Genomic DNA, 26800 nt, shown 5'->3' with positions numbered 1-26800 from the left:
TGCCGCCTCCTGCTTTTCCGTTCGCTACTGCTCGTTCTGCCTGCGGGAACGCAGTTCCCGCCGGAGGATCTTCCCACTCGCCGTCTTCGGCAGGTCGGGCAGGATCTCCACCTGCCTCGGGTATTTATAGGCGGCCAGTCTCTCCTTGCAGTACACCGCGAGTTCATCCGGGTCCGTGTCGGCGCCCGGACGCAGGCTGATGTACGCCTTGACGGTCTCCCCGCGATACCCGTCGGGCACGCCGACGACGGCCGCCTCGCGCACCGCCGGGTGGGTGTACAGCACGTCCTCGACCTCGCGCGGCCACACCTTGAAGCCGGACGCGTTGATCATGTCCTTCTTGCGGTCGACGACGTAGAGCCAGCCCTGCGCGTCCATGAAGCCGATGTCGCCGGTGCGCAGCTCGCCGTCCGGGAACGTCTCGGCGGTGGCCTCGGGGCGCCGCCAGTAGCCGGGCACGACCTGCGGGCCGCGCACGAGGATCTCGCCCTGCTCGCCGAAGGGCACCTCGGCGCCCTTGTCGTCGACGATCCGTACGACCGTCTGGGGCCCCGGCAGGCCCACGGCCAGCGTCCCGGACACCGGATCGACGGGCGCCTCCAGCTGGGGCGGCACGGAGGCGCAGGGCGCGGTGCACTCGGTGAGCCCGTAGCCGTTGCGGATGTACGGCCCGAAGCCCGCCCGGAACTTCTCCACCAGGGCGGGCGGCAGCGGGGCACCGCCGGAGGAGATGTTGACGAAGGAGGAGAAGTGCTCGCGGGTGACGTCCGGGTGGGCGGCGAGCGCCATGAAGGCCGTCGACGGGCCGACCGTGTAGTGCGGCCGGTGCTCGGCGAACGCCTCCAGCACGACCCCCGCCTCGAAGCGGTACGTCAGCACCAGCGTGCCCGCGCTGTTGAGACAGGCACCGAGCTGGCACACCATCCCGGTGATGTGGAACAGCGGCGCGAGCGCGTAGTACACGGGCGCGTCCGGAAGGGCCAGGCCCGTGCGCTGCCGCTCGGCGTTGCACATGATGTTGCCGTGCGTGTTCGTGGCGCCCTTGGGGGCGCCGCTGGTGCCCGAGGTGTAGCTGATGAGCGCGATGCCGGACGGGTCCGGGTCACGGCCCTCGGGCGCCCGGTGGCCCGCGCGGGCCACGGCGGCCAGGTCGTCGGCGTCGGCGGCCTGCGGCAGCCGCTCGAAGGCCAGCACGCGCGCGTCGTCGCGGGTCTGGAAGTCCAGCTCGCAGCCGGTCAGCACGATCCGCACCGGCGAGTCCGCCGCCGTCTCGCGCAGATACGACTCCCAGGCCCGGTCGGAGCAGATCAGCGCGGCCACCTCGCCGTCCCGCAGGACGTGGGTGACCTCCCCCGACTTGTACATGGGGTTGACGGGCACGACGGTCGCGCCCGCCTTCCACGCGCCCAGCAGGGCGATGACGAAGTGCGGGGAGTTCTGGAGCAGGATCGCCACCCGGTCGCCGCGCTCCAGACCGCGCGCGGCGAGGTGCCCTGCGACGGAGTCGCTGAGCTCGTCGATCTCGCGGTAGGTGAGGCGGCCGTCGAAGTAGGCGAGGAACGTGCGGTCCGGGGCCTCGGCGACGACCCTGCGCAGGGCGTGCACGAGGGAGTCGTCGGGCGCTATGGGAGCGCGCTGGGCCTCGTTGAGCAGGGCGACCCAGGGCTTGGCGGCGTACCGGGACTCGGTCACCGGGCGTCCTCCCACTTCTGCTGGAGGTGGTTCATGTTGCCCAGCCAGCGGTCGGGGTCGGCGGCGCGGACCCGGTAGTACTCGGCGACCTCGGGGTGCGGCAGGATCAGGAACCGGTCCTCGGCGATGCCCTTGAAGAGAGCCTCCGCGACGTCCTCGGGCTCCACGGCCGTCGGCTTGAGGACCAGGTCGCCCGCGCTGCCGGTGGCCGAGAGCATGTCCGTGCGCACGCCCTGCGGACAGATGGCGTGGACCTTGATCCCCCGGTGGCGGTAGGTCAGCGACAGGTACTCGGCGAAGGCGTACGCCCCGTGCTTGGTGACGCTGTAGGGCGCCGCCCCGATCATGGTGAGCAGCCCGGCGGCGGACACGGTGGACACGAACCGCCCGCTGCCCCGCTCCAGCCAGTCCGGCAGCAGTTCGTGAGCGGCACGCACGTGTGCCATGACGTTGACGTCCCAGGAGAGCTCCCAGGCCTTGGCGTCGCCGAGGTCGTCCACGTCGGGCCCGCCGAAGGCGACGCCGGCGTTGGCGCAGTACACGTCGACGGTGCCGCCGAGTGCGGCGCGGGCCTCGCCGACGACGGCGGAGGCATCGCCGGGCACAGCGACACCGCCGATCTCCTGGGCAACGGCCTCGGCGCGGGCACCGTCCAGGTCATTCACGACGACGCGGGCCCCCTCGGCGGCGAACCGCCGGGCGAGGGCGGCCCCGATACCCCCTCCGGCCCCCGTGACGACGACACCAGCACCCTGAACGGCTTCCACCATCGGTCTCCTTCGACTGCGGCTCTGCAGAGACGGCCAGACTAACCAGTCGGTATGTAAGAAGGAAAGGGCCAGTGGATGCCGTCGGGGGCGCGGGGCTGCATCCCTTTGCGGCTCCGCCGCGGGGCGCGACAAGCCACGGAGCATCGCCACCTTTCACACAACCCGCGGGAGCAATACCGTGCCCCTCATGCGCCTATCCAGACGAGCACTCCTCGCAGCGACAACGGCAGCAACCGCACTCTCCTCCGCTCCCCCGGCCTCGGCAGCCGCACGCCGCCTACGAACCGGCTTCGAGAACCTCGCCTCAACCGGCTACGCCGACCTGCGCGGCGAGCGCGTCGGCATCGTCACCAACCCCACCGGCATCACCCGGGACGCCCGCCACATCGTCGACGTCATGCACGCCGACGAGCGGGTGAACCTGATCGCCGTGTTCGGCCCCGAGCACGGCTTCCGGGGCACCGCGCAGGCCGGAGGATCCGAGGGCCGCTACAACGACCCGGCGACCGGACTGCCCGTCTACGACACGTACCTCAAGAGCGGCCGGCCGCTGGCCGACATCTTCACCGCCTCCGGCGTCGACACCGTCGTCTTCGACATCCAGGACGTGGGCGCGCGCTTCTACACGTACATCTGGACGCTGTACGACTGCATGGAGGCCGCCCAGCTGGCGGGCAAGCGGTTCGTGGTGCTGGACCGGCCGAACCCGGTGACCGGGCGCGCGGCCCAAGGCCCCGTCCTGCACAAGGAGTTCGCCACCTTCGTGGGGCGACAGCCCATCTCCCAGGCGCACGGCATGACCGTCGCGGAGCTGGCGCGGCTGTTCAACGGGGAGTTCCTCACCGCGCCGGTGGCCCTGGAGACCGTCCTCATGACCGGGTGGAAGCGGTCGGAGTTCCACGACACGTCCGGGCTGCCCTGGGTGCCGCCGAGCCCCAACATGCCCACCCCGGACACCGCGTTGGTGTACTCGGGGACGTGTCTCTTCGAGGGCACGAACCTGTCGGAGGGACGCGGCACCACCCGGCCCTTCGAACTGCTCGGCGCGGAGGGCGTCGACGGACGCTGGGCCGCGGCCGCGGGCGAACTCGCTTTGCCGGGCGTGCACTTCAGGGAGGCGTACTTCGCGCCGACGTTCTCCAAGTTCCAGGGCAGGACCATCGGCGGCGTGCAGATCCATGTGCACGACCGGGCGGCCTACGACCCCGTGCGCACCGGAATCGCCCTGCTGGTGACCGCGAAACGGGTGTGGAGCGGCTTCGCGTGGCGGTCCGACAACTGGATCGACAAGCTGACGGGCTCCACCCAGGTGCGTACCGCGATCGACGCGGGGGCCTGCCCCGACGAGGTCGTGGCGGGCTGGCAGGAGGAGCTGGCGGCGTTCCGGGCGACCCGCAGGGAGTACCTCCTGTACAGATGATCCCCCGATGGTTGAGCCGTTGAGTATGGCCAACTTCGCCCCGTAGCAGGACGATGCGACCGCATCGCACCACTTCGGGGGACAAGGGGGCCTGTCATGGCGGATCCGGCGATGAGTGTGAGTCCGTACTGGGAGCTGACCTTCGACGCGGACGGCGATCCGGACGGCAGACGGCGGGATCGGCTCATCGCCGGTGTGGCGGAGCGAAAGGTCCGGGATCTGATCGTCTTCGCGCACGGCTGGAACAGCGACCGCTCCGGCGCGACCCGGCTCTACAGCCGCTTCTTCGAGCCGGTCCCGGCGCTCGCCCCGACCGCCCGCCTCGGGTTCGTGGGGGTGGTGTGGCCGTCGATGCGGTTCTGCGACGAGCCGATCCCGGACTTCCCGCGATCCGTGGCGGCCGAGTCCGCCCGGCGTCCGGTGCTCGACAAGGACACCCGGCACGCCCTCCTGGAGACGTTCCCCGGCCGGGCGACCATTGTCGAGCAGATCACGCGGCTGCTGGACCAGCAGCCGCGCGAGGAGGCCGAGTTGGAGGAGTTCGGCCGGCTGGTGCGGATGCTGGTCGAGCTGGTGCCGCCGGGACCGCAGGCGCTGTTCGGGGCGGACACCCTGGCGGAGGGGGTGCCGCAGAGCGAGCCGGACATGTTCTCCGCGCCCGTGACAGCGGTCTGCGAGGACTTCGCGCGGGCGCTGGCGCACCTCGAATCGACGGACGGGGCGGCCGGGTTCGCGATCCCCAATCCCTGGGACGGCGCCCACGAACTGCTGCGGCAGGCGACGTACTACGCCATGAAGCGGCGCGCGGGAACGGTCGGCGAGCGCGGTCTCGGACGGGTGATCGGGCAGCTCGCCGCGAAGGCGCCCGAGGTGCGGATCCATCTGGTCGGGCACAGCTTCGGCGGGCGTCTGGTGTCGTTCGCGCTGCGCGGGCTGCCCGAGGGGGTGCGCACGGTGAAGTCCGTGACGCTGCTCCAAGGGGCCTTCTCCCACTACGCGTTCGCGTCCCGGCTGCCGCACGACACACGCGCGGGAGGCGTGCTGCAGGGTCAGCAGAACCGGATCGACGGTCCCCTGGTGTGCTGTTTCTCCCGCCACGACTCCGCGCTGAGCACGATGTATCCGCTGGCCTCACGGATGGCCGGGGACGCGCAGGGGGCCGCCGGGGCGGACGTCGGGCGGATGCTGGGCGCCAAGTGGGGCGCGATGGGCTTCGACGGGGTGCAGGCGGTGCCGGGCACGCGTGTGTGGAAGCTCGCCGACGCTCTGCGGGCGACGCTGCCCGCCTCGGGGTGCGTCAACATCGACGCGTCCGAGGTGGTCAGGCGCGGCGGGGCGCCGGCCGGGGCGCACAGCGACATCGTGCACCGGGAGCTGGCGCGGGTGGTGCTGGCGGCGGGCCGCGTCCGCTGACCCGCCGCCGCTGTCAGGTCACCGGTGTGAGGTGAACTCCACGACCTGCTGGTAGGTCGGCCGGTTCTGCCAGCTGATGTTGTAGTGCTTGATGCCGCCCAGGGTGCGCTGGACGATCGAGTCGGCGCACCACTGGTTGCCCGCCGCGCACAGATCGTCGCCGGGGTAGACCTGGGCGGCGGTCTTGCCGGCCGCCGTCTTCAGGCTGCTGATGAGGATGTCCCGGCAGCCGCTCAGGCTGCCGCCGCCGCAGTACTTCCGCTCCAACGGACCCTTCACCGTCTCACCGAGCACCGCGCGGATGTCCTTGTCGACGTAGGACCACCAGCCGTACTGGAAGGAGCTGCCCGCGTGCGCGCCGGTCGGGCCGTGCGCAGCGGACGGGGCCTCGTCGACGGGCAGGTTGGCGATCATGGCCGTGTACAGGCCGGTGCCGAGGCCGGGTTCGAACTCGGCCTTCACCAGCAGCGGCCACCACGCGTCGAGGATGCGGATCGCGTCGGCGTCGGCGTACGCCTTCGAACCCGCCGATGTCTCCGTGCGCTTGCCGCCCGCCGTGAGCCAGGTCTGGAGCTTGCTCACCGCGGCGGCGGCCGTGGAGTCGGTGACCGTACTGCTGTTGATCACCTTCAGCAGGTCCGGCAGCACGTCCTGCGCGCGCAGGTCGGCCAGGGCCGCGTCGGCCATCGCCTTCACCAGCGCGGCCCGGGTCACGCCACCCGCGGCGACCAGCTTCTTCACCCGGTCCTCGAGCAGGTTGCCGCGGTGCACGGACCCGTCGCCCCAGGCGGCGGTCGAGTAGTCGGCGGCCTGTTTGTTGTTCCAGGAGATGTAGTAGTCCTGGTCGATGGAGTTGGGGTGGGCCGAGGCGGGCGTGTAGGCGGCCGCGTTCGTCGTCGGGTTCCAGCCCTGCCACTCGTACGCCGACCGCGCCCACACCGGGAAGTCGGCGTCGACGCCGGTGGCGCGCACCGGGTTGTCGCCGCTGTTGTAGTACGCGGTGTGCGTGGAGTCGGCGTAGAACCAGTTGAAGGTGTAGTTGATGTGCTGCACCGCGCTCTGGAAGGTCTCCGGGCTCTTCACGTAGTCCGGGTCGTTCAGCATCTGGAAGCCGATGATCGAGTCGGCCTCCCGCATGAACGACGAGCGCAGGGTGGTGTAGGCGACCTTCTTGCCGCCGACCGTCGCCCGGTACTCGACGGGCCCGTATTTCGTGCGCCAGACCCGCATCGTGTAGGAGCCCGCGGCGGTGTCGTCGGCGGTGGTCGGGGCCCAGGAGTTCTTCCGCTCGATCTTCTCCATCGCCGTACAGGTGCCGTGGTACAGGTAGTGGTAGTCGTCCTGGCACAGCTCGACGGCGTAGGTGTCGATGATGTCCTGGCCGGAGGTCGTGGCGCTCCACGCGTAGTCCTGGCCGCGGCCGAGTTCGACGTACATGCTCAGGCCCGCGAAGGAGGCACCGCGGGCGCTGAGGCCCGGGCCCTGGATCTCCTGGAGCATGAGCAGCTGGGGTGCGAAGTAGCCGGTCTGCGGGCCGAACACGGCGACCGGATGGCCGCTGGCGGTGTGCTTGCCGCTGACGACAAGGGCGTTGGACATACCGCGCTTGGCCGAGCTGAGAGCGGTCGCGGTCGCTGCGGTGGAGGCCGCGGTGGCGCTCTGCCCCGCGCCGGTGCCCGTCGGGTCGTAGACCAGCGGCTCGGTGGTCACCGAGCCGGCGTCGGGCAGGGCCGCGCCCTGCGGGTCGGCGGGCTTGCCGGCGTACGGGAAGCTCTTGTCGTGGACGGTGACGACGGCCTCGGGGTCGTTGCGCTCGCGGAAGGACTCCCAGACCTTTGTGCCCTCCGTCACGCCGTACTGCTCCTGCGCGGCGAGCAGGGACAGCGCGTTGTTGACCTCGCCGCCGCCTCCGGAACCGAACAGCGCGCCGATCACCGAGGCCAGCGCGACCAGGTCGGTGGTCTTGAAGTGCTCGATGGTGCCGGCGTTGGTGACGGAGTCCTTGTGGCCGGTCAGGACGTACTCGCCCGGGAAGTAGCGGCCGCTGTCGGAGGCGTCGATGTAGGCGTTGATGCCGGCGACGTAGGCGTTGACGTCGGCGAGGGCCTGCTGGCCGCGGGCCCCGGCGTTGGCGACCGCGTTGTCTATCTGGGCCTGCAGATCGGCCTCGGTGTAGGGGGCGTTGCGCCAGAACTGCTGCTCGAGGCCCTGGTTGGAGGGGTCTCCGCCGGCGAAGGCGGTCAGCTGGCCGCGGCCGACGTGGCGGAAGACGTCCATGAGCCACAGCCGGTCCTGAGCGGCCGCATAGCCCGCTCCGTATTCAGTGCCGTATCTGGTGGTACCGGTGATGTGCGGCACGCCCGTCTTCTTGTCGCGGACGATCGTCACGTCGCTGCGGCCACCGGGACTGAGAGTGGAGGCGACTTGATCGGACGGGACGCCGAAGGAGGCGTCGTTGAAGAAGGTGTTGATCGTGGCGTTGGTCAGCGACGGGTACCCCTTGGCCAGGTTGGCGTAGGGGCCGAGCTGGTCCTCGGCGTGTTCGGGCTGGGTGCCGAAGGACTGGTTGAGGAGGACCTGGGCGAGGGTGGCGTTGCCGTTCTGGCCGGGCGGCAGGATGTCGGAGCACTGACTGCCGCAGTAGTCGTTGGCGGCCGTCGCTTCGGCGGCCGCGGCCGCTTGACCGAGCGGGGACAAAAGACCTGCAATCAGGGCGCATACGGAAGCGGTCTTCAGGAACCCGGTGACCCTGCCGGGAGTTCTCAGTCTGTCGAGTGTGGTGCGCGAGGTGCGCCGAGGCATGGCGGCTCCTACCGACGGGAGTTGAGTCAGGCGTTACCGCCGGTATCCCCGGGTTTGAAGATGAACATGCGTCAAGTTTTGGTAGCCGGTCCGGAGGCTGATGGGAGGCATCGGAAATCGGATGGAGCCGAATCGCGTGTCGATACGTCTATTCGGCGACGTCCGAAGCGACGACGCCGAAGTGACCGAAGTACAGGTGCAGATGTGACGGAGGTGCAGGGCGATGGCCGGTTTCCGGAGTCTGGCGAGACAGGTGCGAGATCCTCGATGCGATCTGGCGCTGCGACGCTACTCGTTGCGTAAGTGCCTGGAGCGTTTTGCCCCCTACGGGCACAGGGCGACCTGGGACCATCTGTGCTCCCGGGCCGGATTCGGTCCGGAGGACCGGTCCCCCGACCCGGCGCGGCTCGTGGCCGCGTTGGACGAGCTGGAAGAGGCGCGTTCGGTCTGGCTGGCCTATGAGGTCGAGTTCGCCGAGCGACGCAAGAAGGAGAAGCACGACGGGCTGCGCAGGCCCGGCAGTGTCGACGACTGGCACCGGCTGACCTGGGGCGGTTTCGGCGTCGCGTGGTGCGACGACCCGCGGCTCCACCCCCGTGGACCGCTGGCCGAGGTGCTGCGCAGGCTGATCTCCGCGTTGGAGCGTGAACCGGGCTCGGTGTGCCCGGTGTGCAGCGGAGAGCGGCTGACCTGGATGTACGACCTGGCCCACGAACCCTCCTCGGGCCCGGTGTGCACGGACTGCGGGATCGTGGTGCCGCGTCCGGTGCTGACGTCCGAGGCCCTGGCGGCGTCCCGGCGTGGACGGCTGCTGGTGTCCGCCTGAGCGAGTGGAGCGACCGGGGGGTGCGCCGGGGATGCCGCACCCCTCTTCGAACGGTTCGCCGCGGTACGGCCCTGATGGGGGCAGTGGGCCCCTGTCACGGTCCGGTGCCTTCCGGGTGGCACCATCGAGGCATGGTCCAGGTGTGTCTCAACGGGTCCCGAGGGGCCGCCGACGGAGCGGTCGTGCCGCTGTCACCGCAGGCCCTTGCCGAGTCGGCGGCCGCGGCCGTCGCGGCCGGGGCCACGGACATCCATGTCCATCCCAAGTCCCCGTGCGGTGACGACACCTTGTCGCCGCGGGTGCTCGCGGCGACCCTCGGCGCCGTACGGGCGCGGGTGTCGGTGCCGGTCGGGGTGACCACGGGCGCCTGGACGGAACCCGATCCCGCGCGGCGGCTGGAGCGGGTGCGGGACTGGACCGTGCTTCCCGATCACGCCTCCGTCAACTGGCATGAGCCGGGGGCGGAGGAGCTGGCGGCCGCGCTCATCGAGCGGGGTGTGGGTGTGGAGGCCGGTATCTGGTCCGGGACGGACGCGGCCTCCCGGTTCGCCGTGTCGCCGCTCGGGCCCCGGGTGCTGCGGGTGCTGGCCGAGGTGACCGACGGGTCGCCGGAGACCGCCCAGGACACGGCGCGTGCGCTGTTGGCCGAGGTGGGGGCCGCGCACGGCCGCCCGGTGCTGCTGCACGGCGAGGACGGCGGTGCGTGGCCGGTGCTCCGGCTGGCCGGGCGCCTGCGGCTCGCGACCCGGATCGGGCTGGAGGACACACTGGTCCTGCCGGACGGGGAACCCGCCTCCTCCAACGCTCAGTTGGTGGCTGCCGGGCTGGTCCAGTACGGGTGGGCCCAGCGGTCGTCGTAGGGCAGGGCGAGGAGTTCGGCCCGGGTCGCCAGGTCGTGCTCGCCCTGGGTGCGCAGGCGGGCGGCGCCGGGGCCGGAGAGCCAGGTGCGCAGGTCCGCGATGCCGGTCTTCTCGCTGTCGTCGTACCACCAGGTGAACGGGGAGGCGTCGGACAGCAGGTCGTAGAGCCAGACGTCGGCGCAGTGGGCGAGGTGGGCGTCGGCGACCGGGGTGCGGGGCCAGTCGTCGAGGAACGGGGTCACCGTGGTGGCGATCGTGGCGCAGGTGTCGAAGATGTCGTCGATGCCGTAGGGCGGGCCGGGTGCGGTGAGGGCGTCCTGCCACCAGGCGCGCAGGAACGTCTCGATCGCGGCGGCCTGCTCCGGGGGCCAGGAGCGCCAGTCCACACGGGTCAGCCCGTGGGCTCCGTAGTTGATCGCGCCCAGGGTGCCGTCGGCCATCGCGCGGGCCGCCTGCGGCAGGAGGCGGCGCATGACGGCGGCGTGGTCGTCGAAGTGGTCGGAGACCTCGAAGAGGTAGTACTGCACGACATCCGGGGGCACGGGGATGTCCGGCGTACGCAGATACGCGGTCTCCTCGGGGGCGTGGCAGTAGCCGCAGCCGGTCTCGTCGGGGCTCGACGCACCGCGGAAGACCGTGGATATGCGCGCGAGGGCGGCGTCGAGGGTCGGTGAGGACATGGTTCGTCCCATCAGGACTCCGTGCGCGGCGGTCCCGCCGGCCGAAGATCGCGACGTTACCAGCGGCCGATCCGGTCGCTCCACCCCATTCCCGCATCCGAACGCCGGGTTGCGTCCCGTGTGCGTCAGCCGCAGCGGGTCGCGCTCTCCTGGTGGTCCGGCTTGCGTTCCACCATCAGGCGGGAGCCTGCCTGGCGTTGGCCGAACGCGTCGTCCGGGTTGGACAGGACGCAGGTGTCCAGGGAGAGGCAACCGCAGCCGATGCAGTCGGTGAGGTGGTCCCGGAGGCGGTTGAGCTGCTTGATGCGTTCGTCCAGCTCGGAGCGCCAGGCCTCGGAGAGGCGGGCCCAGTCCTCTCGGGTGGGCGTGCGCTCCTCGGGGAGTTCGGCCAGGGCCTCGCGGATCGTGGCGAGGGGGATGCCCACGCGTTGGGCGGCTCGGACGAAGGCGACCCGGCGGAGGGCGTCGCGGTGGTAGCGGCGTTGGTTGCCGGTGGTGCGGCGGCTGGTGATCAAGCCCTTCGACTCGTAGAAGTGCAGGGCGGAGACGGCGGCGCCGCTGCGGGCGGAGAGCTGGCCGACCGTGAGTTCGTGGATCTTCTCGGGAATCTGGGGCACCCCTCGAAGCCTACCCATGCCTCCGTTGACACAGGCCCCGCGGCCGACCATGCTAAGCAGTCGCTTAGAGTTCGGGACGAGGAGGCGCGACATGGCAGAGCCGAGGGTGTTCGCAGGGGCCGACGAGCTGAAGGCCGCGGTGGGTGAGCAGCTGGGGTACACCGACTGGCTGGACGTCGATCAGAAGCGGATCGACCTTTTCGCCGAGGCCACCGGCGATCACCAGTGGATCCATGTCGACCCCGAGAAGGCGGCCGCCGGACCGTTCGGGACCACCATCGCGCACGGATATCTGACCCTGTCGCTGCTGCCGTTGTTCGGGCCGCAGCTGATCAAGGTCGAGAACGTGAAGATGGGCGTCAACTACGGCACCAACAAGGTGCGTTTCCCCGCGCCCGTGCCGGTCGGCTCGCGGCTGCGGGCCACCGCGGTGATCACCGGGGTCGACGACGTGGCCGGCGGCGTCCAGGTCACCGTCGCCTTCAGCGTCGAGCGCGAGGGCGGCGACAAGCCGGTGTGTGTCGCCGAGTCGGTGTCGCGCTACTACCTCTGAGCGGCTACTTGGCCACTCCCACCATCCGCAGCACGAGGTCGGCGTAGAGCGCGCCGACCTCGTCGGGCGTCATGGGGCCGTCGACGGTGAACCAGCGGGCCACGTCGATGCAGAGGGACAGGACGGCGAGGGTCGTGCCCTTGACGTCCAGGACGTCGAACTCGCCGGAGGACACGCCGTCCTCGATGATGCCGCGCACCTCGGCGTCGCACTGACGGCGCAGGGCGAGGATCTCGGCGCGGGCGTCCGGGCCGAGGGAGTCCAGTTCGTACTGGACGACCCGGGCCGTGGTGCGGCCGCCCGCGTGCCAGCGGACGAAGGAGCTGACCGCGTCCGCGAGACGCTCGGTCGCGGCGCCCTCGCGGCGGGCCGCGGTCCGCAGGATCTCCAGGGCCTTAGCGTGGCCGATCCTGCTGATGCGGTGGAGCAGCTCTTCCTTGGTCTTGTAGTGGATGTAGAGGGCTGCCGGGCTCATGCCCGCGCGGCCCGCGATGTCCCGGGTCGTCGTGGCGTGGTACCCGCGCTCGGCGAAGGCCTCCACCGCGGCGACCAGCAGCCTCCGTGCCGCGTCGGGCGTGACCTCGCCCCACGCCTGCGTCTCGCCGCCGGCCGTGTCCTCCGCCGTACCCATCGCTTGCCCCTCTCCACTGACAGAGGCACCACCATACCGCCGAACCTGAGCGAGCGCTTAGCGTGGCCGCTCAGAGCTTTTCGAACGGGCTGTATGCGCGGCTCTGGGCGTCCTGCCGGTCCCGGATGACCTTGGCCAGGGTGAAGGCGGAGGTGACCAGGTACAGGACGGCGATCGCGAGGAAGGCCCGCACCCAGGCGTCGGCGTTCAGCTTGAAGATGCCCATCGCCGTGGCGGCCATGGCGACGGCGAAGGACGCGACCGCCTGGCCGTAGAAGGCGGCGGTGTTCTGGGGCTTGCCCGATGTGTCACTCATGGGTCGAGTGTGGGCGGGCGGGGGGCGGATCACATCCGTCGGGATACTCAGGTCCCGTACTCAGAAGGCCGAGACTCCGGTCAGCGCGCGGCCGATGACCAGTTTCTGGATCTGGCTGGTGCCCTCGTAGAGGGTCATCACGCGGGCGTCGCGGAGCAGTTTGCCCGCCGGGTACTCGTCGATGTAGCCGTAGCCGCCGAAGACCTGGAGGGCGTTGTTGGCGGCCCGGACCGCGGCCTCCGAGGCGAACAGTTTGGCCTTGGAGGACTCGGTGGTGAAGGGCTCGCCCCGGTCGATCAGGTCGGCGACCCGCCAGGTCAGCAAACGGGCCGCGTCGACGTCCACGGCGATGTCGCTGATCAGTTCCTGGACCAGCTGGTGGTGGGCGATCGACTTGCCGAACTGTTCGCGTTCACCGGCGTACTTCACCGCCGCGTCCAGGGCCGCCTGCGCCAGGCCCACACAGCCCGCGGCGACCGACATCCGGCCCTTGGCGAGCGCCGACATGGCGACCGGGAAACCCTTGCCCTCGGGGGCGAGCATCGCGGTCGCGGGGACCCGTACGTCCTCCAGGACCAGTTCGGCCGTCGCCTGGCCGCGCAGCCCGAGCTTGCCGTGGATGGTGCGGCGGGTCAGTCCGAGGGTGTCGGTGGGGACCAGGAAGGCGGAGACACCCTTGTGGCCGGGGGCGTCCGTGGAGCGGGCGAAGAGGAGGACGACGTCCGCCCAGGTGCCGTTGGTGATGAACATCTTCGTGCCGTTGATGACGTAGTCGTCGCCGTCGCGCACGGCGCGGGTGGCGAGGTTGCCCGCGTCGGAGCCCGTGCCCGGTTCGGTGAGGCCGAAGCAGCCGACGTACGCCCCGGAGGTGAGGCCGGGGAGCCACTGGCGCTTCTGGGCCTCGCTCCCCCAGGCCGCGATCGTCTTGGCGACCAGACCGAGGGAGACCGACACGATGCCGCGGACCGACGAGTCGCCGCGCCCCAGCTCCTCCGTCACCAGGCAGTACGCGAGATGGTCGCCGCCCGAGCCGCCGTACTCCTCGTCGATCGTCAGACCCAGGAAACCGACCTCGCCCAGCTTCTTCACGATCGACCGGTCCACCTCCTCGGCGCGGTCCCAGACGATGACGTGCGGGGCGATCTCACGGTCCACGAAGTCCCGGGCGAGCTGCCGTACGGCCTCCTGCTCCTCGCTGAGCCCCAGGTTCACCACGAGATCACCTCACTTGAAAGCCGTACCTTTAAATTAGCACTGCTAGTTTCTTGTCGCAGCCCTACTATGTGCGCCATGGCCCGACCGCGCAAGCCCCTCCTCAGCACCGACCGGATCGTCGAGACGGCACGCGCGCTCGTGGACGCGGAGGGCCTCGCGGCCGTCTCCACACGACGGCTCGCCGCGGAGCTGGGAGTCAGCGGGCCCTCGCTCTACAACCACTTCCGCACCAAGGACGAGATTCTCGAAGCGGTCGCCGACTCGGTCAGCTCACAGGTCGACCTGTCGATGTTCGAGGACGGACGGGAGTGGCGGACCGCCCTGCACGACTGGGCCGTGTCCTATCGAGCCGCCCTGCGGGACCACCCGAACATCGTCCCGGTACTGGCCCAGGGGCCCGGGCGCCGGCCCGCCGGCCTGCGGCTCGCGGACGCGGTGTACGGCGCGATGGTCGACGCCGGCTGGCCGCCCGCACAGGCCACGTCCATCGGTGCGCTGATGCGGTACTTCATCATGGGCTCCGCGCTGGGCTCGTTCGCCGGCGGTTTCGTCGACGACCAGAGCGCCTACGACCCCGCCGACTATCCGCATCTCGGGCAGGCCCATCTGCTGGCCGAGCAGCAGGAGAAGATCGACGAGCGGGCCTTCGAAACCGGGCTCACGGCACTGCTCGACGGGCTGGTCCAGCAGTACGAGCAGGTCAGGCGGGCCGAGTAACACGCTTCGGTGGGCGCCGAAGTGTCCGGGGCCCATGCTGGAAGGCATGACCTCCAGAGATCCCCAGGCGGCGGAACTGGCCCGGCTCGCCTCACTCGTCGCCGACGAGACACGGGCCTCCTGTCTGCTGGCGCTGCTCGACGGCCGGGCCTGGACCGCGAGTGAGCTGGCGCGGCACGCGGGGGTCGCCGCGTCGACCCTCAGCGAGCACCTGGGCAAGCTGGTGGCCGGCGGGCTGCTGACCGAGGAACGGCAAGGGCGGCACCGCTATGTGCGGCTCGCGGACGCGCGGGTGGCTCAGCTGGTCGAGGAACTCGCCTCCCACCTGGCGCCGGGTTCCGCCCTGCGGCCGCGGAATCTACGGGAGTCGAGTGCCGGGTCGGCGATGGCGCGGGGGCGTACCTGCTACGACCACCTCGCGGGGCGGCTCGGGATCGCGGTGACGGACGCACTGACCTCCCGTGCACTGCTGCGCCAGGACACGGGGTTCGCGCTGACGGAGGCCGGTCTGGCGTGGTTCGACACGGCCGGCATCGCCCTCGACCGGAAGGGCCGTCGACCGCTGGCCCGGGCTTGCCTCGACTGGACCGAGCGGAGGCCTCACCTCGCGGGAGTCGCGGGTGCGGCCCTGTGTCGGCATGCGCTGGACACGGGGTGGTGCGTACGCATCGGCTCCGAGAGGGCGGTAAAGGTGACGGGGGCGGGCGAGAAGGCGCTGGCCGAATTGCTGGGCATCTCGTCGACAGCGTTGCGCTGACCCACCTAGGGGCGCGGGGCTGTATCGATTTGCGGCTCCGCCGCGTGGGCGCGACCAGCCCCCCACACCCGCGGATACACACCGTCCAAAAGCCGCGAGCTCTTCTTCGAAACCCTTCCTAGCCTCAGGAGCATGATGAACCCCCGCCGCCCCGACCTCCTCGCAGCCGGCGCCGCCCTGGTGACCGTGGTCCTCTGGGCCTCCGCCTTCGTCTCCATCCGGAGCGCCGGCAGCGAGTACTCACCGGGCGCCCTCGCCCTCGGTCGACTGCTCGCGGGAGTCCTGACGCTGGGCGCCATCTGTGCCGTACGACGAGAGGGGCTGCCCCCGCGGGCCGCATGGCCCGGCATCCTGATCTCCGGCATCCTCTGGTTCGGCTTCTACATGGTCGCCCTGAACTGGGGCGAGCAGCAGGTGGACGCCGGGACCGCCGCTCTCGTCGTGAACATCGGCCCCGTCCTCATCGCCCTGCTCGGCGCACGGATACTCGGCGACGCCCTGCCGCCGAGGCTGCTCGCGGGGATGGCCGTGTCGTTCGCGGGAGCGGTCGCGGTGGGGCTGTCCATGTCGGGTGAGGGAAAGTCGTCCGTGCTCGGCGTCGCGCTGTGTCTGCTCGCCGCGGTCACGTATGCCGGCGGGGTCGTGGCGCAGAAGCCCGCTCTCGGTGCGGCGAGCGCGCTCCAGGTGACCACGTACGGCTGTCTCGTCGGGGCCGTGGTCTGTCTGCCGTTCGCGGTGCAGCTGGTCCACGAGGCGGCTGACGCGCCCGTGTCGGCGACCCTCAACATGGTCTATCTGGGCGTCTTCCCGACCGCGCTCGCCTTCACCACCTGGGCCTACGCGCTGGCCCGCACCACGGCCGGACGCATGGGCGCCACCACCTACGCCGTGCCCGCGCTCGTCGTGCTGATGTCCTGGCTGGCGCTCGGCGAGGTACCGGGGCTGCTCACCCTGGCGGGCGGGGTGCTGTGTCTCGCGGGTGTCGCGGTCTCCCGTTCGCGTTCGCGGGCCGCGGCCGCCGGACCACGGCCCGCGAAGGCCACCGAATCAGCGTGAACGCGCCCGGTCCGCAAGGACCTTGATGGAGAGCAGGGCGATCACCGAGAGCGCGATGATGTAGGCGGCCACCGACATCGACGTGCCCGTCGTCTCCAGCAGCAGCACCATCAGGAACGGCGCGAGGCCGCCGCCGCAGACCGCCGCTATCTGGTAGCCGAGGGAGGCACCGGTGTAGCGCATCTCCGGCGTGAACAGCTCGGCGAACAGGGCGGCCTGGGGGCCGTACATGATGCTGAGGAAACAGCTGGCGACGAACGTGCCGACCGCCAGCCACAGCAGCGAGCCGGTGTCGATCAGGAGGAAGAGCGGTATCGCCCACAGCGCGATGCCCACGGCTCCGAGCGTGTAGATCCGGATACGGCCGTACCGGTCGGAGAGCGCCGCGGCCGCCGGGATGAGGACGAGCTGGGTGAGGCTGACGCAGAGGGAGACGGTGAGGACCGCGCTCTTCTTCATGTCGAGTTCGCGGGTCGTGTAGTCGAGGACGCCGGTGATGAGGATGTAGAAGGTCGCGGTGTTCACGGCGAAGGAGCCGCCGGCCAGGAAAACCGTGCCGAGGTGGTCGCGCAGGATCGTGCGCAGCGGGGAACCCTGCTGCGACTTCTCCTGCTCGGCCAACGCCTTCTCCGCGTCACGGAATTCGGGGGTCTCCTCGACCTTGGCGTGGATGTACCAGGCGAGGCCGAGCACGAACAGGCCGATGAGGAAGGGCACTCGCCAGCCCCAGGCGGCGAACTGGGTGTCCGTGGTGAAGGCACCGGCCAGCAGGAAGACCGTGTTGGCGGTCACGACGCCGATGGGGACGCCGAGTTGGACGACGCTGCCGTAGATGCCGCGCTTGCCCTCGGGGGCGTACTCGGTGGCCAGCAGCATCGCGCCGCCCCACTGCGCGCCGACGGCGACACCTTGGAGGACGCGGAGGGTCACGAGGAGGATCGGCGCGGCGACGCCGATCGTCTCGTACGTCGGCAGCAGGCCGATGCCCGTGGTCGCCAGGCCCATGAGGGTGAGCGCGAGGACCAGCATCGGCTTGCGGCCGCGCTTGTCGCCGAGGTGGCCGGCGACGATGCCGCCGATCGGGCGGGCGAGGAAGCCGACCGCGAAGGTCGCGAAGGAGGCGAGGACTCCGGCGGTGGAGCTGCCCGCCGGGAAGTACAGGTCGCCGAGGACGAGGGCGGCCGCGATGCCGAAGACGAAGTAGTCGTACCACTCGACGGCTGAGGCGAGCGCGGCCGCCGTGGCGACGCGGCGGCGGTTGACCGTGGGGAGGGCGGTCGGGGTGATGGGCTGAGCGGAGGGGGCCATGTCCATGCGGTGCACACTCCGATGGGTGCGGTGGGGACGTTGGCGGCGAACATACTAACCGGACGGTATGGAGGCAATGGTTGTGCCGGAAGGTTGCCCGGAGCACTCATGGGGCCCGTGGGCATGCCGCCGGCCCCGGCCTCCCATGAGGTCGGGGCCGGTACACGGCGTTCTAGAAGACGACCAGCGCCCTGCCGCCCTTGCCCGCGAGCATGTTCTCGAAGGCCGCCGGGATGCCGTCCAGGGCGATCCGCTCCGTCACCAGCGAGCCCAGGTCCAGACGGCCCGCGCGGACGTGCTCGGCGAGCACCGGAAGGTCCTCCGCCGGGTTCGAGTTGCCGTAGACGCAGCCGGAGAGGGTGCGGCCCCAGTGGAAGATCTCCAGGGCGTTGAAGGTGACCTGCTGGTCCTTGCCGCCGATACCGACGACCGTCGTCCGGCCGCCGCGTCGGGTGGAGTCCCAGGCGGTCCGGATCGTCGTCGCGCGGCCGACGCACTCGACGGCGACGTCGACGCCCTGCTTGCCGGTCAGGCCGCGGATCTCGCGGGCCGTGTTCTCGGAGGCGACGACGTAGTCGGTGGCACCGGCCTCGCGGGCCAGCTCCTCCTTCGCCGGGGAGACATCGACGGCGACGATCTTCGCGGCGCCCGCGATCCGGGCCGCCTGGAGAGCGGCGAGGCCCACTCCCCCGACGCCGTACACCGCGACCGTCTCGCCCTCGCGGACCCGTGCCGAGTGGTGGACGGCGCCGTAGCCGGTGAGGACCGCGCAGCCCAGGAGGGCGGCGTCGGTGAGGGGGATGCCCGCGGGGAGCGGCAGGACGCAGGAGGCCGGGACGACCGTCTCCTCGGCGAACGCGGCGACGTTCAGGCCGGGGTGGAGGTCGGTGCCGTCGGCGGTGCGGGCGTAGACGTCCGCCGCGCCGTTGAGGGCGTTGGCGCACAGCCAGACCTCGCCGAGCGAGCAGGCATGGCAACTGCCGCAGGACGGGGCCCAGTTGAGGATGACGTCGGCACCGGGCGCCACGCCCGTGACGCCCTCGCCGACGGCGATCACCGTGCCCGCGCCCTCGTGGCCGAGCACGGCCGGGACCGGTACCCGCATCGTGCCGTTGGACAGGGACAGGTCGGAGTGGCAGACACCGGCGGCGGCGAGGCGGACGCGGACCTGGCCGGGGCCGGGGTCCGGGAGCTCGATGTCGGTGACCTCCAGGGGAGCGCCCACGGCGGGAAGGACTGCTGCGCGAACCACGTGAAAGCTCCTCAGAACTGCAGGGACTTGGTCTGGAGATACTCGGCGAGACCGTGCGAGCCGAGCTCGCGGCCGACGCCGGACTGCTTGTAACCGCCGAACGGGGCAAGGGGGTTGAAGCGGCCGCCGTTGATGTCGACCTGGCCGGTGTCCATCCGGCGCGCGAAGGCCACCGCCTCCGCCTCCTCTCCGGCCCAGACGGCGCCCGCGAGGCCGTACACCGAGCCGTTGGCGATGCGCAGGGCGTCCTCCTCGTCCTCGTAGCGCAGGATCGACAGGACAGGGCCGAAGATCTCCTCCTGCGCGATCGTCATGTCGGGCGTGACGTCGGCGAAGACCGTGGGCGCCACGAAGCAGCCCTGCTCGCGCGGGGATTCGGGGCCACCGGCGACGAGGCGCGCGCCCTCGGCGACGCCCTTCTCGATGTAACCCCGCACGCGGGCCTGCTGCTTGGCGTTGACGACCGGGCCGATGCGGTCGCCGTACTTGGCGGCGGCGGTGGCGGCGAGTTCGACCGCCTCCTCGTACTGCTCCCGGTGGACGAGCATCCGCGTCCAGGCGCTGCACGTCTGGCCGGAGTTGGACATCACGTTGGCGACGCCGACGTTGACCGCCTTGGCGAGGTCGGCGCTCGGCAGGATCACGTTGGCGGACTTGCCGCCGAGTTCCAGGGCGACCTTCTTGATCGCGGCACCGGCCGTGGCGCCGATCTGCCTGCCGACTGCCGTGGAGCCGGTGAAGGAGACCAGGTCGACGTCCGGGTGCTCGGCGAGGGCCTGTCCCGCGACCGGGCCGAGGCCGGTGACGAGGTTGAAGACGCCCGCCGGTACGCCGGCCTCGTGGACCGCCTCGGCGAAGAGCTGGGCGACGAGCGGGGTGTCCTCGGCGGGTTTCAGGACGACCGTGCAGCCTGCCGCCAGAGCGGGGGCGACCTTGGCGACGATCTGGTGCAGCGGGTAGTTCCAGGGCGTGATCGCGCCCACCACACCGATCGGCTCCTGGCGGACGATCGAGTTGCCGACCTGCTCCTCGAAGGCGTACGTCGCCGCCAGCTCGGCGTACGAGGCCGCGACCGCGAGGGGCACGGCGGCGTGGACGTTCTCGGAGAACTTCAGGGGCGAGCCCAGCTCGGCGGTGACCGTCTCGGCGATCTCGTCCTTGCAGGCCACCAGCACGTCCCGGAGGGCGGCCAGCCGGGCGGCCCGCTCGGCCGGTGCCGTCGCGGCCCAGGCCGGGAGGGCGGCACGGGCGGCTCGTACGGCGGTGTCGACGTCCTCGGCGGTACCGGCCGGGACCCGGCCGATCACCTGCTCGTCGACCGGGTTCACGACCTCGATCGCGTCCCGGCCGGCGGCGGGCCGCCACTCGCCGTCGATGTACATGCCGTCGTGTGCCTTCATGGTGCTTCCTCCCGGCGGGGCCGTGTCGTCGTCCGGCTCAGTCCGCCTCATAAACTAGCGGCGATAGTTTTCACGCGCCAGACGCCCCGGTACGTGACGCATGCCATCAGAAGTCGACCCGGGCCCTGTCGTCCACCCTCCCCACGGACTCCTGGCCGAACGCCTTCTCGTACGCCCGCCGGATCTCCTCGATCCTCCGGTCGCTCGCCCCCGCCCGCGCGACCGGGTAGAGCAGGATCAGCTCGTACGACCGCTCCTTCTCGATCGTCCCACCGGCGTCCCGCCACTGCCCGCGACCGGTCTGCACCATGAGGCCGTCCGGGACGCCGGGCGTGACCTCCTTGTCGACGAAGCCCATGAACTGCTTGTCGGTGACCGCCGGGCCGCCGTCGGGCCGCCGTCGGGCCGCTCGGTGCCGAAGAGGAGCGAGGTCTCGATGTACGGCTCGCCGCGCCGCGGTGTCCCGTCGTCGAGGGTGACGTACGCGGTGGGAGCGCCGACGCCGAGCAACAGACCGACGGCGGCGAGGACGGCCCGGGTCCGGGTGGGGCGGACGCGGGGCCTGTCCGGCGGATCGGCCGACGGCACCGCGCGCTTTTCCGCTCACTCCTCCAGGTCCGGCAGCCGTGCCGGGGCCGGGCAGACGCGTTCGCCGTGCTGGTCGAAGACGAACAGGTGGGCGAGGTCGACGAGCAGGGGGACCTGCATGCCGTGGCGGAAGTCGATGTCGGGGGTGGTGCGGACGATCAGGTCGCCGGGGAGGCGGCCCTCCGGCGGTGTCACGGGGGCGCTGTCCCTCGGCTCGTCGAGGACGACCACCGGCCCGGCCCGCAGGGCACCCGTGCGTTCCCTGAGCCGGTCCAGGACGCGGGGGCCGCCCTCGCGGCGGCGGCGCCGGGTGGGGCGGGCGACGGGGCGCGGGGCCTCCAGGTCCGGCACGACGGCGGGGCTGGAGCCGGTGTTGAAGTGGACGAGGACCTCGTGCCCCTGGAACTCCACGTGCTCCACGAGACCGGTGAGCGCCACCTCGCCGGGCCGCGCGGCGGACGGCTTGGCGATCCGGACCGCCTCCGAGCGCAGGCCCACGATGACCTCACGGCCCTGCTGCACCCGGAGCAACTGGTGGTCCAGGGAGAGCGGTTCGGGCAGCCGCAGGAACTGCTTGCCGAGGCTGATGGTCATCGCGCCGCCGAGCGGGGCGCGCACCAGGCCGCGCAGGAGGTTGATGCGCGGGGTGCCGATGAAGGCGGCGACGAAGACGTTGCGGGGCAGCGCGTACACCGAGCGCGGGGTGCCGACCTGTTGCAGGACGCCGCCGCGCATGACGGCGACCCGGTCGCCGAGGGACATGGCCTCGGACTGGTCGTGGGTGACGTAGATCGTGGTGACGCCCAACTGGCGGGTGAGCGCGGATATTTCGGCGCGCAGATGGTTGCGGAGTTTCGCGTCGAGGTTGGACAGCGGCTCGTCCATCAGGAACACGGAGGGATGGCGGGCGATGGCCCGGCCCATGGCGACGCGCTGGCGTTCACCGCCGGAGAGCTGGGCGGGGAAGCGGTCCAGGAGCTCCTCGATGCCCAGCATGCGGGCGGTGGCGTCCACGCGTGGGCTCGGGTCGGCGCCGGGGGCTTCGAAGCGCAGCGGAAAGCCGATGTTGTCGCGGCTGGTCATGCTCGGGTACAGGGCGAAGTTCTGGAAGACCATCGCCATGTTCCGGCCGGACGGCGGCAGGTCGTTGGCGTACTCGCCGTCCAGCAGCAGGTGGCCCTCGTCGATCTCCTCGAGGCCCGCGATCATCCTCAGCACGGTGGACTTGCCGCAGCCGGAGGGCCCGAGCAGGACCAGGAATTCGCCGGGCTCGATGTCCAGTGACATCCGGTCCACCACCCGGGCGCCCCGGGTGTAGCTCTTGCTCACGTCGTGCAACGAGATGGCGCGTGTCATGGCAGGTGTCCCCGAGGGCCGGCTGAGCGCTGATGCTCGGTGGTCGGATGCCCCGCCCGAGTCGAACGGGGCTCGTGGGTCACGGAAGTTAACGGAATGTGTGCGCCGGGGGGAAGAGAACGGGCAGGATCGGACGGTGCCGTCCAGCAGGTGAGAAAACGGACGCTCGCATTCAGCGCCGGGCGCCGGCCGCGGGCGGCTTGCGGATCTCGACGAGGTGGGCGAAGACGACCACGTTGCCCGAGTAGCCGGTCCTGCGGTCGTAGTTGCCGCCGCAGGTGATCAGCCTCAGTTCGGGGCGGCCCCGGTCGCCGTACACCTCGCGGTTGGGGAACCGGTCCTTCTCGTACGACTTGATGGCGTCGACGGCGTACACGGCGACCCGTCCGTCGGCGCGCGTCACCTCGATCAGGCGGCCGCGCCGCAGTTCGCCGAGGCCGGCGAAGACGGCCGGTCCGGTGTCGGTGTCGAGGTGGCCCACGGCGACGGCGGTGCCCTGCTGTCCGGGGGACGGGCCGGCCTCGTACCAGCCGACCCGGTTCGCGTCGCCGTCGGGAGGTGCGGGCAGCCGCCGTTCGCGGTCGAGCCGCAGGTTCATGACGGGGGCGTCGACATCGAGGAAGTCGATGGCGAGACGGGTCGCGCGGGAGCGCGGCAGGGAGGGCCGAGGTGCGGGCGACGAGGGCGGGGCGGCCTTCGGCGGGGGCCGCCGCGGCACGGCGGGGCGGCGCGGGGCCGCCTCCGCGGTGCGCGGCGGAGCGTCCGGGCGACGCGAGGCCGGATCCTGGCCTCGCCGCGGTACGTCCGGACTGCGCGTGACCGACACCCCGGTGCCGAGCGGACGCTGTTGCGCGGCCCCGCGGGCGTCGGTCCGGACAGTGGCGGGCGCTGCCGCCGGGGGGCCGGGCGGGGCGGCCTCGACCGCCCCGCCCGGCTCCTCGCCCTGGGTCAACCAGACGCCGCCCGCCACCAGCGAGACGGTCATCACGACCGTTCTCGCCAGGCGGTAGGCGCGCGTCCGGTACCAGGGCCTGCGTCGACGACTACGCGCCATGCGGGCGACGGCGGAGCCGGAACCACACCACCCCGCCGACCGCGGCCATGCCCACTGCCGCGGCGCCGGCGACCGGGGCGAACGCCTGGTCGCGCGCGATGCCGCCACCACCGGCGGGCGGACCGCCGTGGGGACCGCCGTGGGGACCGCGGGGCGGGCACTCCACCCAGAACACCTTGTTCCTGTTCTGGCCGTCCCCGTCCCCGGTGGCCCACGTGAGCTTGTAGTGCCCGTTGGGCAGCGAAATCACCTCGGTGCTGCCCCCACCGGCCGCGGTGACCGTGAGGTCGCCCTCCTTGACCGTGCCGCCGGTGGACGGGGGCTGGGCCGCAATGGTCCAGTGGACCTCCTCACCCGCGTCGAAGTTGAAGGCGTCGAGGTAGAACCTGCACACGTGGGGATCGTTGTCCTGCTCGGCCGTCGGCTCGTACTGCGCGTGGATCTTGACGTCTCCATTGGTGGCCGCGACCGCGGGTGTCCCGGTCAGGGCGCACCCCGCGAGGGTGAGGGCCGCGACGGCGGCGGCGCGGCGTTGGCGGGCCGTGGTGGTCATGCGAAGTCCTCCGAGTCAGACGATTGTCGTACAAATCGCGCTTCACCTGACTCTTTGTCACATGTCCGTCGCGAGCGGGGGGAGGCCTGCCCTACGACCCGTCAGTCTTCGCTCGTCCGGCCCAAGGCCGCCCCGGACCGGCGGGGCGCGTCGGGCGCACCGGGCTCCGCGGCCGGCCTCGCCGGTGAGCGCAGTGCCACGCCCGAGGAGAGCAGCAGGAGCACGCCCAGCATCACGAACGGTGCCGCCACTCCCGCCACGCCCGCGACCAGGCCCGCCGTGGCGGGGGCGGCGACCTGGCCCAGGCGGTTGCCGGTCAGACGCAGCGCGAGGGCCGTGGAGCGGGCGCCGTCGGGGGCCGCCTGGACGACCGTCGTCATGGACAGCGGCTGTCCGACACCGAGGCAGAAGCCGAGCGCGGCGAGCATCACGGCGAGCGCCCACACCGGCACCGGCAGGGCGATGCCCGCGCACAGCAGGGCCGCCAGCAGGCAGGTCACGGTGAGCAGGAGCGAGCGGCCCAGCAGTCGCAGCAGCGGGGTCAGCACCAGCCGGCAGGCGATCGTGGCCGCCGCGCGGAGGCTGAGCAGCAGACCGATGACGGAGGGCGCGATGCCGCGGTGTTCGCCGACCACCGGGAGGTAGGCGGTGAGGATGTCGGTCGCGGAGAGCACGGCGAGGCTGACGAAGATGCCGGCGGGCACGCCCCGAGCGCGCAGGATGCGCTGGACGGGGACGCGATCACCGTGTCCCGCACGGGACTTGGCCGCCGTGTCGCGCCGCTCTATGCGCCACAACGAGGTGAGCGCGACCGCGCCACCGGCCCCCGCCACGATCAGCGCGAGCGCGCTCGTGCCCGCCATGTCCGGGCCGCCGATCAGCGCGCCCGCCGCGACGGGGCCGACCAGTTGGCCGAGGGAGGCACCGATGGTGAAGTGGCCGAAGTTGCGGTCCTGTTCGTGCGGGGCGGACTGGCGGGCGACGAGGGACTGGGCGCCGATCACGAAGCAGAGGTGACCGAGGCCCATCACTCCGCTCCAGACGGCCATCGCCCAGAGGGAGTTCGCGATGCCGCTCAGCGCACAGCCGCCGGATATCAGGACCACGCCGGCCGGCAGCAGGGGCGCGCACCGGCCGTGGTCGGTACGGCGCCCCAGGGGGACCGCGGCGAACAGCGGGAGCAGGGCGTAGACCCCCGCGATCACACCGATCGCCCGCTCGTCCGCGCCCAACGCCAGCGCCCGGTAGGAGACGGCGGGCCGGGCCATCGACACCGCCCCCTGCGCGAAGCTGAAGGCGATGACGAGGCGGAGCAGCCAGCCGCGGTTCCCACCGGGCGCCATGTTCACGTCCTCCGTTTCAAGTCCCCTGTGCCGGGGCCCCTGTTCCACGTCCTCGGGTTCAAGTCCCCCGTGAGCCCGGTCAGATGATGCCGAACACGATTCCCGCCGCCAGGATGAGCAGGCAGGTCAGCGCGGCCCACTTCACCACGAACCTGGTGTGGTCGCCGAACTCGACCTTCGCCATGCCGACGAGGACGTAGACGGCCGGGACGAGCGGGCTCGACATGTGCAGCGGCTGGCCGACGAGGGAGGCGCGGGCCATCTCCAGCGGCGAGACCCCGTGCGCGGCGCCGGCCTCGGCGAGGACCGGGAGGACACCGAAGTAGAAGCCGTCGTTCGACATGAAGTAGGTGAGCGGGAGGCTCAGCAGACCGGTGACGAGGGCCATGTGCGGACCCATGCCCCCGGGGATGACGTCGACCATCCAGCGGGCCATGTGGTCGACCATGCCGGTGCCCTGGAGGACGCCCGTGAAGACGGCGGCGGCGAAGACCATGCCGGAGACGTTCAGGACGTTGTCGGCGTGGGCGGCGAGCCGGGCCTTCTGGTCGGGGATGTGCGGGAAGTTCACGGTGAGCACGAGCGCGGCGCCGAGGATGAACAGCACCGGGATCGGCAGCCACTCCATGATCATGGAGGTGAGCAGGGTGAGGGTGACCAGCGCGTTGAACCAGTAGAGCTTGGGACGCAGGGTGGCGCGGTTCGGGTCGAGGACCGTGAAGCGCTCCTCGTCGTCGTCATCCTCGGCGTCGGTGCCGGAGCCGGAACCGCCGGTGACCTTCTCGGAGCCGGACGCGCCGGAGCCGGAACCGGCACCCACGAGAACCGTCTCGGACTCCTTCTCCTCGACCTTCTCCTCCACCAGGATCTCGCCCAGCGTCAGCACGCCCAGCCGCTTGCGCTCCCGCAGACCCAGGAAGTACGAGAGGACGAAGACACCCAGCAGGCCGACGAGCAGGGCCGGGATCATCGGGACGAAGATGTCGCTGGCGTCGAGCTTGAGCGCGGTGGCGGCGCGGGCGGTCGGGCCGCCCCACGGCAGGGTGTTCATGACGCCGTTGGCCATGGCGGCCACACCGGTCATCACGACCAGGCTCATCTTCAGGCGCTTGTACAGCGGGTACATCGCCGAGACCGTGATCATGAAGGTGGTCGAGCCGTCGCCGTCGAGCGAGACGATCGCGGCGAGGATCGCCGTACCGACCACGATCCGCATCGGGTCGGCCTTGGCGAACTTCAGGATCCCCCGGACGATCGGGTCGAAGAGACCGACATCGATCATCACACCGAAGTAGACGATCGCGAACATGAGCATCGCCGCAGTGGGGGCGAGGCTGGTGACGCCGTCGATGACGTAGTCACCGAGGTGGGCGCCCTTCCCTACGAAGACACAGAACAGTGCCGGGATCAGCACGAGCGCCGCGATCGGCGACATCTTCTTCATCATGATCAGGACCAGGAAGGTCGCGATCATGGCGAAGCCGAGGATGGTCAGCATGAGTGGATACCTAACGTTCGCCCTTGAACTCCCACCGGAGTCGGCAGTGCGTTGACGTTAGGACTCGTCAAGCGGCGTTAACAAGACGTTGACATGCGAGCAATAAGCGCAAAACTGCTGGTC

The 26800-nt window shown here is 71.2% G+C and carries 24 protein-coding genes and 1 pseudogene; 8 read left to right on the top strand and 17 right to left on the bottom strand.

Annotation, left to right across the window (positions count from 1 at the left end; translation table 11 throughout):
• Positions 1-24: 24 nt before the first annotated feature.
• Positions 25-1692, bottom strand: a complete 1668-nt coding sequence (locus QF037_RS37020) for a class I adenylate-forming enzyme family protein (protein ID WP_307032859.1) — start codon at positions 1690-1692, stop codon at positions 25-27.
• Entirely contained in the window at positions 1689-2462 is a 774-nt protein-coding gene (locus tag QF037_RS37015; protein ID WP_307032857.1) for an SDR family oxidoreductase, read from the bottom strand. The genes QF037_RS37020 and QF037_RS37015 overlap by 4 nt, the downstream gene beginning before the upstream one ends.
• 187 nt (positions 2463-2649) lie before the next feature.
• On the opposite strand from QF037_RS37015, the gene QF037_RS37010 reads away from it, so the two are divergent.
• Both QF037_RS37010 and QF037_RS37005 read left to right on the top strand, forming a co-directional pair.
• Complete coding sequence (locus tag QF037_RS37010; RefSeq protein WP_307032855.1) at positions 2650-3882, top strand: exo-beta-N-acetylmuramidase NamZ family protein; 1233 nt, start codon at positions 2650-2652, stop codon at positions 3880-3882.
• 96 nt (positions 3883-3978) lie between these two features.
• Positions 3979-5295, top strand: coding sequence for a serine-threonine protein kinase (locus QF037_RS37005; protein ID WP_307032853.1), 1317 nt, complete (start codon positions 3979-3981; stop codon positions 5293-5295).
• A gap of 18 nt (positions 5296-5313) precedes the next feature.
• Here QF037_RS37005 and QF037_RS37000 read toward each other — a convergent pair whose 3' ends face one another.
• Positions 5314-8097: a penicillin acylase family protein gene (locus tag QF037_RS37000; RefSeq protein WP_307032851.1), complete on the bottom strand. Its 2784-nt coding sequence runs from the start codon at positions 8095-8097 to the stop codon at positions 5314-5316.
• Between the two features lie 223 nt (positions 8098-8320).
• Here QF037_RS37000 and QF037_RS36995 point away from each other — a divergent pair, with 223 nt between their 5' ends.
• A complete protein-coding gene (locus QF037_RS36995) occupies positions 8321-8923 on the top strand; it encodes a hypothetical protein (protein WP_307032848.1) in 603 nt (200 codons plus the stop codon).
• Positions 8924-9054: 131 nt separating this feature from the next.
• Entirely contained in the window at positions 9055-9783 is a 729-nt protein-coding gene (locus QF037_RS36990) for a 3-keto-5-aminohexanoate cleavage protein (RefSeq protein WP_307032846.1), read from the top strand.
• Here QF037_RS36990 and QF037_RS36985 read toward each other — a convergent pair.
• The gene (locus tag QF037_RS36985) at positions 9729-10475 is read right to left on the bottom strand and encodes a hypothetical protein (RefSeq protein ID WP_307032844.1); all 747 of its coding nucleotides are present in this window, start codon (positions 10473-10475) and stop codon (positions 9729-9731) included. The genes QF037_RS36990 and QF037_RS36985 overlap by 55 nt on opposite strands.
• A gap of 113 nt (positions 10476-10588) precedes the next feature.
• Positions 10589-11080: a redox-sensitive transcriptional activator SoxR gene (gene soxR / locus QF037_RS36980; RefSeq protein WP_307032843.1), complete on the bottom strand. Its 492-nt coding sequence runs from the start codon at positions 11078-11080 to the stop codon at positions 10589-10591.
• Between the two features lie 91 nt (positions 11081-11171).
• Between soxR and QF037_RS36975 the strand changes: the two genes are divergently transcribed.
• Positions 11172-11633: a MaoC family dehydratase gene (locus QF037_RS36975; protein ID WP_307032840.1), complete on the top strand. Its 462-nt coding sequence runs from the start codon at positions 11172-11174 to the stop codon at positions 11631-11633.
• 4 nt (positions 11634-11637) lie between these two features.
• Here QF037_RS36975 and QF037_RS36970 read toward each other — a convergent pair whose 3' ends face one another.
• From QF037_RS36970 to QF037_RS36960, 3 genes are all read right to left on the bottom strand, one after another.
• On the bottom strand, positions 11638-12264 hold the full coding sequence (locus QF037_RS36970; protein ID WP_307032838.1) for a TetR/AcrR family transcriptional regulator: 627 nt from the start codon (positions 12262-12264) through the stop codon (positions 11638-11640).
• A gap of 70 nt (positions 12265-12334) precedes the next feature.
• On the bottom strand, positions 12335-12580 hold the full coding sequence (locus QF037_RS36965; protein WP_307032836.1) for a YiaA/YiaB family inner membrane protein: 246 nt from the start codon (positions 12578-12580) through the stop codon (positions 12335-12337).
• 60 nt (positions 12581-12640) lie between these two features.
• On the bottom strand, positions 12641-13792 hold the full coding sequence (locus QF037_RS36960) for an acyl-CoA dehydrogenase family protein (protein ID WP_307037550.1): 1152 nt from the start codon (positions 13790-13792) through the stop codon (positions 12641-12643).
• A 78-nt stretch (positions 13793-13870) separates the two neighbouring features.
• On the opposite strand from QF037_RS36960, the gene QF037_RS36955 reads away from it, so the two are divergent.
• The 3 genes from QF037_RS36955 (at position 13871) to QF037_RS36945 (ending at position 16325) form a co-directional block, all read left to right on the top strand.
• Complete coding sequence (locus tag QF037_RS36955) at positions 13871-14512, top strand: TetR/AcrR family transcriptional regulator (protein ID WP_307032834.1); 642 nt, start codon at positions 13871-13873, stop codon at positions 14510-14512.
• Positions 14513-14546: 34 nt separating this feature from the next.
• A complete protein-coding gene (locus QF037_RS36950; protein ID WP_373463859.1) occupies positions 14547-15269 on the top strand; it encodes an ArsR/SmtB family transcription factor in 723 nt (240 codons plus the stop codon).
• 135 nt (positions 15270-15404) lie between these two features.
• Positions 15405-16325: a DMT family transporter gene (locus QF037_RS36945; protein WP_307037548.1), complete on the top strand. Its 921-nt coding sequence runs from the start codon at positions 15405-15407 to the stop codon at positions 16323-16325.
• On the opposite strand, the gene QF037_RS36940 is transcribed toward QF037_RS36945, so the two are convergent.
• From QF037_RS36940 to QF037_RS36900, 9 genes and pseudogenes are all read right to left on the bottom strand, one after another.
• On the bottom strand, positions 16317-17639 hold the full coding sequence (locus QF037_RS36940) for an MFS transporter (RefSeq protein ID WP_307032830.1): 1323 nt from the start codon (positions 17637-17639) through the stop codon (positions 16317-16319). The two genes, QF037_RS36945 and QF037_RS36940, sit on opposite strands and share 9 nt — an antisense overlap.
• A 166-nt stretch (positions 17640-17805) precedes the next feature.
• Complete coding sequence (locus QF037_RS36935) at positions 17806-18885, bottom strand: Zn-dependent alcohol dehydrogenase (RefSeq protein WP_307032828.1); 1080 nt, start codon at positions 18883-18885, stop codon at positions 17806-17808.
• 11 nt (positions 18886-18896) lie between these two features.
• Complete coding sequence (locus QF037_RS36930; protein WP_307032826.1) at positions 18897-20285, bottom strand: aldehyde dehydrogenase family protein; 1389 nt, start codon at positions 20283-20285, stop codon at positions 18897-18899.
• 106 nt (positions 20286-20391) lie between these two features.
• A pseudogene (locus QF037_RS36925) lies at positions 20392-20873 on the bottom strand (DUF3574 domain-containing protein).
• A gap of 15 nt (positions 20874-20888) precedes the next feature.
• Complete coding sequence (locus QF037_RS36920) at positions 20889-22229, bottom strand: ABC transporter ATP-binding protein (RefSeq protein ID WP_307032824.1); 1341 nt, start codon at positions 22227-22229, stop codon at positions 20889-20891.
• 172 nt (positions 22230-22401) lie between these two features.
• Positions 22402-23283: a class F sortase gene (locus QF037_RS36915; RefSeq protein ID WP_307032822.1), complete on the bottom strand. Its 882-nt coding sequence runs from the start codon at positions 23281-23283 to the stop codon at positions 22402-22404.
• Entirely contained in the window at positions 23273-23836 is a 564-nt protein-coding gene (locus tag QF037_RS36910; protein WP_307032820.1) for a hypothetical protein, read from the bottom strand. The genes QF037_RS36915 and QF037_RS36910 overlap by 11 nt, the downstream gene beginning before the upstream one ends.
• Before the next feature lie 101 nt (positions 23837-23937).
• Positions 23938-25179 carry an MFS transporter gene (locus tag QF037_RS36905; protein WP_307032818.1) on the bottom strand — a complete coding sequence of 414 codons (1242 nt, stop codon included), beginning with the start codon at positions 25177-25179 and terminating at the stop codon, positions 23938-23940.
• A gap of 79 nt (positions 25180-25258) precedes the next feature.
• Positions 25259-26677, bottom strand: a complete 1419-nt coding sequence (locus tag QF037_RS36900) for a CitMHS family transporter (protein ID WP_307032815.1) — start codon at positions 26675-26677, stop codon at positions 25259-25261.
• Between the last annotated feature and the right edge of the window lie 123 nt (positions 26678-26800).

This window comes from Streptomyces canus (genome assembly GCF_030815415.1).
In the GTDB taxonomy this organism is placed as follows: domain Bacteria; phylum Actinomycetota; class Actinomycetes; order Streptomycetales; family Streptomycetaceae; genus Streptomyces; species Streptomyces canus_F.
The sequence above is the reverse complement of the archived record's forward strand: the minus strand, read 5'-3'. Positions and strand labels throughout refer to the sequence as shown.

What these genes read in the sequence shown, in the direction of transcription:
- QF037_RS37015 (WP_307032857.1), bottom strand. Translation starts at nt 2,462, where the DNA reads ATGGTGGAAGCCGTTCAGGGTGCTGGTGTCGTCGTCACGGGGGCCGGA.
- QF037_RS37010 (WP_307032855.1), top strand. Translation starts at nt 2,650, where the DNA reads ATGCGCCTATCCAGACGAGCACTCCTCGCAGCGACAACGGCAGCAACC.
- QF037_RS37005 (WP_307032853.1), top strand. Translation starts at nt 3,979, where the DNA reads ATGGCGGATCCGGCGATGAGTGTGAGTCCGTACTGGGAGCTGACCTTC.
- QF037_RS37000 (WP_307032851.1), bottom strand. Translation starts at nt 8,097, where the DNA reads ATGCCTCGGCGCACCTCGCGCACCACACTCGACAGACTGAGAACTCCC.
- QF037_RS36995 (WP_307032848.1), top strand. Translation starts at nt 8,321, where the DNA reads ATGGCCGGTTTCCGGAGTCTGGCGAGACAGGTGCGAGATCCTCGATGC.
- QF037_RS36990 (WP_307032846.1), top strand. Translation starts at nt 9,055, where the DNA reads ATGGTCCAGGTGTGTCTCAACGGGTCCCGAGGGGCCGCCGACGGAGCG.
- QF037_RS36985 (WP_307032844.1), bottom strand. Translation starts at nt 10,475, where the DNA reads ATGGGACGAACCATGTCCTCACCGACCCTCGACGCCGCCCTCGCGCGC.
- QF037_RS36975 (WP_307032840.1), top strand. Translation starts at nt 11,172, where the DNA reads ATGGCAGAGCCGAGGGTGTTCGCAGGGGCCGACGAGCTGAAGGCCGCG.
- QF037_RS36970 (WP_307032838.1), bottom strand. Translation starts at nt 12,264, where the DNA reads ATGGGTACGGCGGAGGACACGGCCGGCGGCGAGACGCAGGCGTGGGGC.
- QF037_RS36965 (WP_307032836.1), bottom strand. Translation starts at nt 12,580, where the DNA reads ATGAGTGACACATCGGGCAAGCCCCAGAACACCGCCGCCTTCTACGGC.
- QF037_RS36955 (WP_307032834.1), top strand. Translation starts at nt 13,871, where the DNA reads ATGGCCCGACCGCGCAAGCCCCTCCTCAGCACCGACCGGATCGTCGAG.
- QF037_RS36950 (WP_373463859.1), top strand. Translation starts at nt 14,547, where the DNA reads ATGCTGGAAGGCATGACCTCCAGAGATCCCCAGGCGGCGGAACTGGCC.
- QF037_RS36945 (WP_307037548.1), top strand. Translation starts at nt 15,405, where the DNA reads ATGAACCCCCGCCGCCCCGACCTCCTCGCAGCCGGCGCCGCCCTGGTG.
- QF037_RS36940 (WP_307032830.1), bottom strand. Translation starts at nt 17,639, where the DNA reads ATGGACATGGCCCCCTCCGCTCAGCCCATCACCCCGACCGCCCTCCCC.
- QF037_RS36930 (WP_307032826.1), bottom strand. Translation starts at nt 20,285, where the DNA reads ATGAAGGCACACGACGGCATGTACATCGACGGCGAGTGGCGGCCCGCC.
- QF037_RS36920 (WP_307032824.1), bottom strand. Translation starts at nt 22,229, where the DNA reads ATGACACGCGCCATCTCGTTGCACGACGTGAGCAAGAGCTACACCCGG.
- QF037_RS36915 (WP_307032822.1), bottom strand. Translation starts at nt 23,283, where the DNA reads ATGGCGCGTAGTCGTCGACGCAGGCCCTGGTACCGGACGCGCGCCTAC.
- QF037_RS36910 (WP_307032820.1), bottom strand. Translation starts at nt 23,836, where the DNA reads ATGACCACCACGGCCCGCCAACGCCGCGCCGCCGCCGTCGCGGCCCTC.
- QF037_RS36905 (WP_307032818.1), bottom strand. Translation starts at nt 25,179, where the DNA reads ATGGCGCCCGGTGGGAACCGCGGCTGGCTGCTCCGCCTCGTCATCGCC.
- QF037_RS36900 (WP_307032815.1), bottom strand. Translation starts at nt 26,677, where the DNA reads ATGCTGACCATCCTCGGCTTCGCCATGATCGCGACCTTCCTGGTCCTG.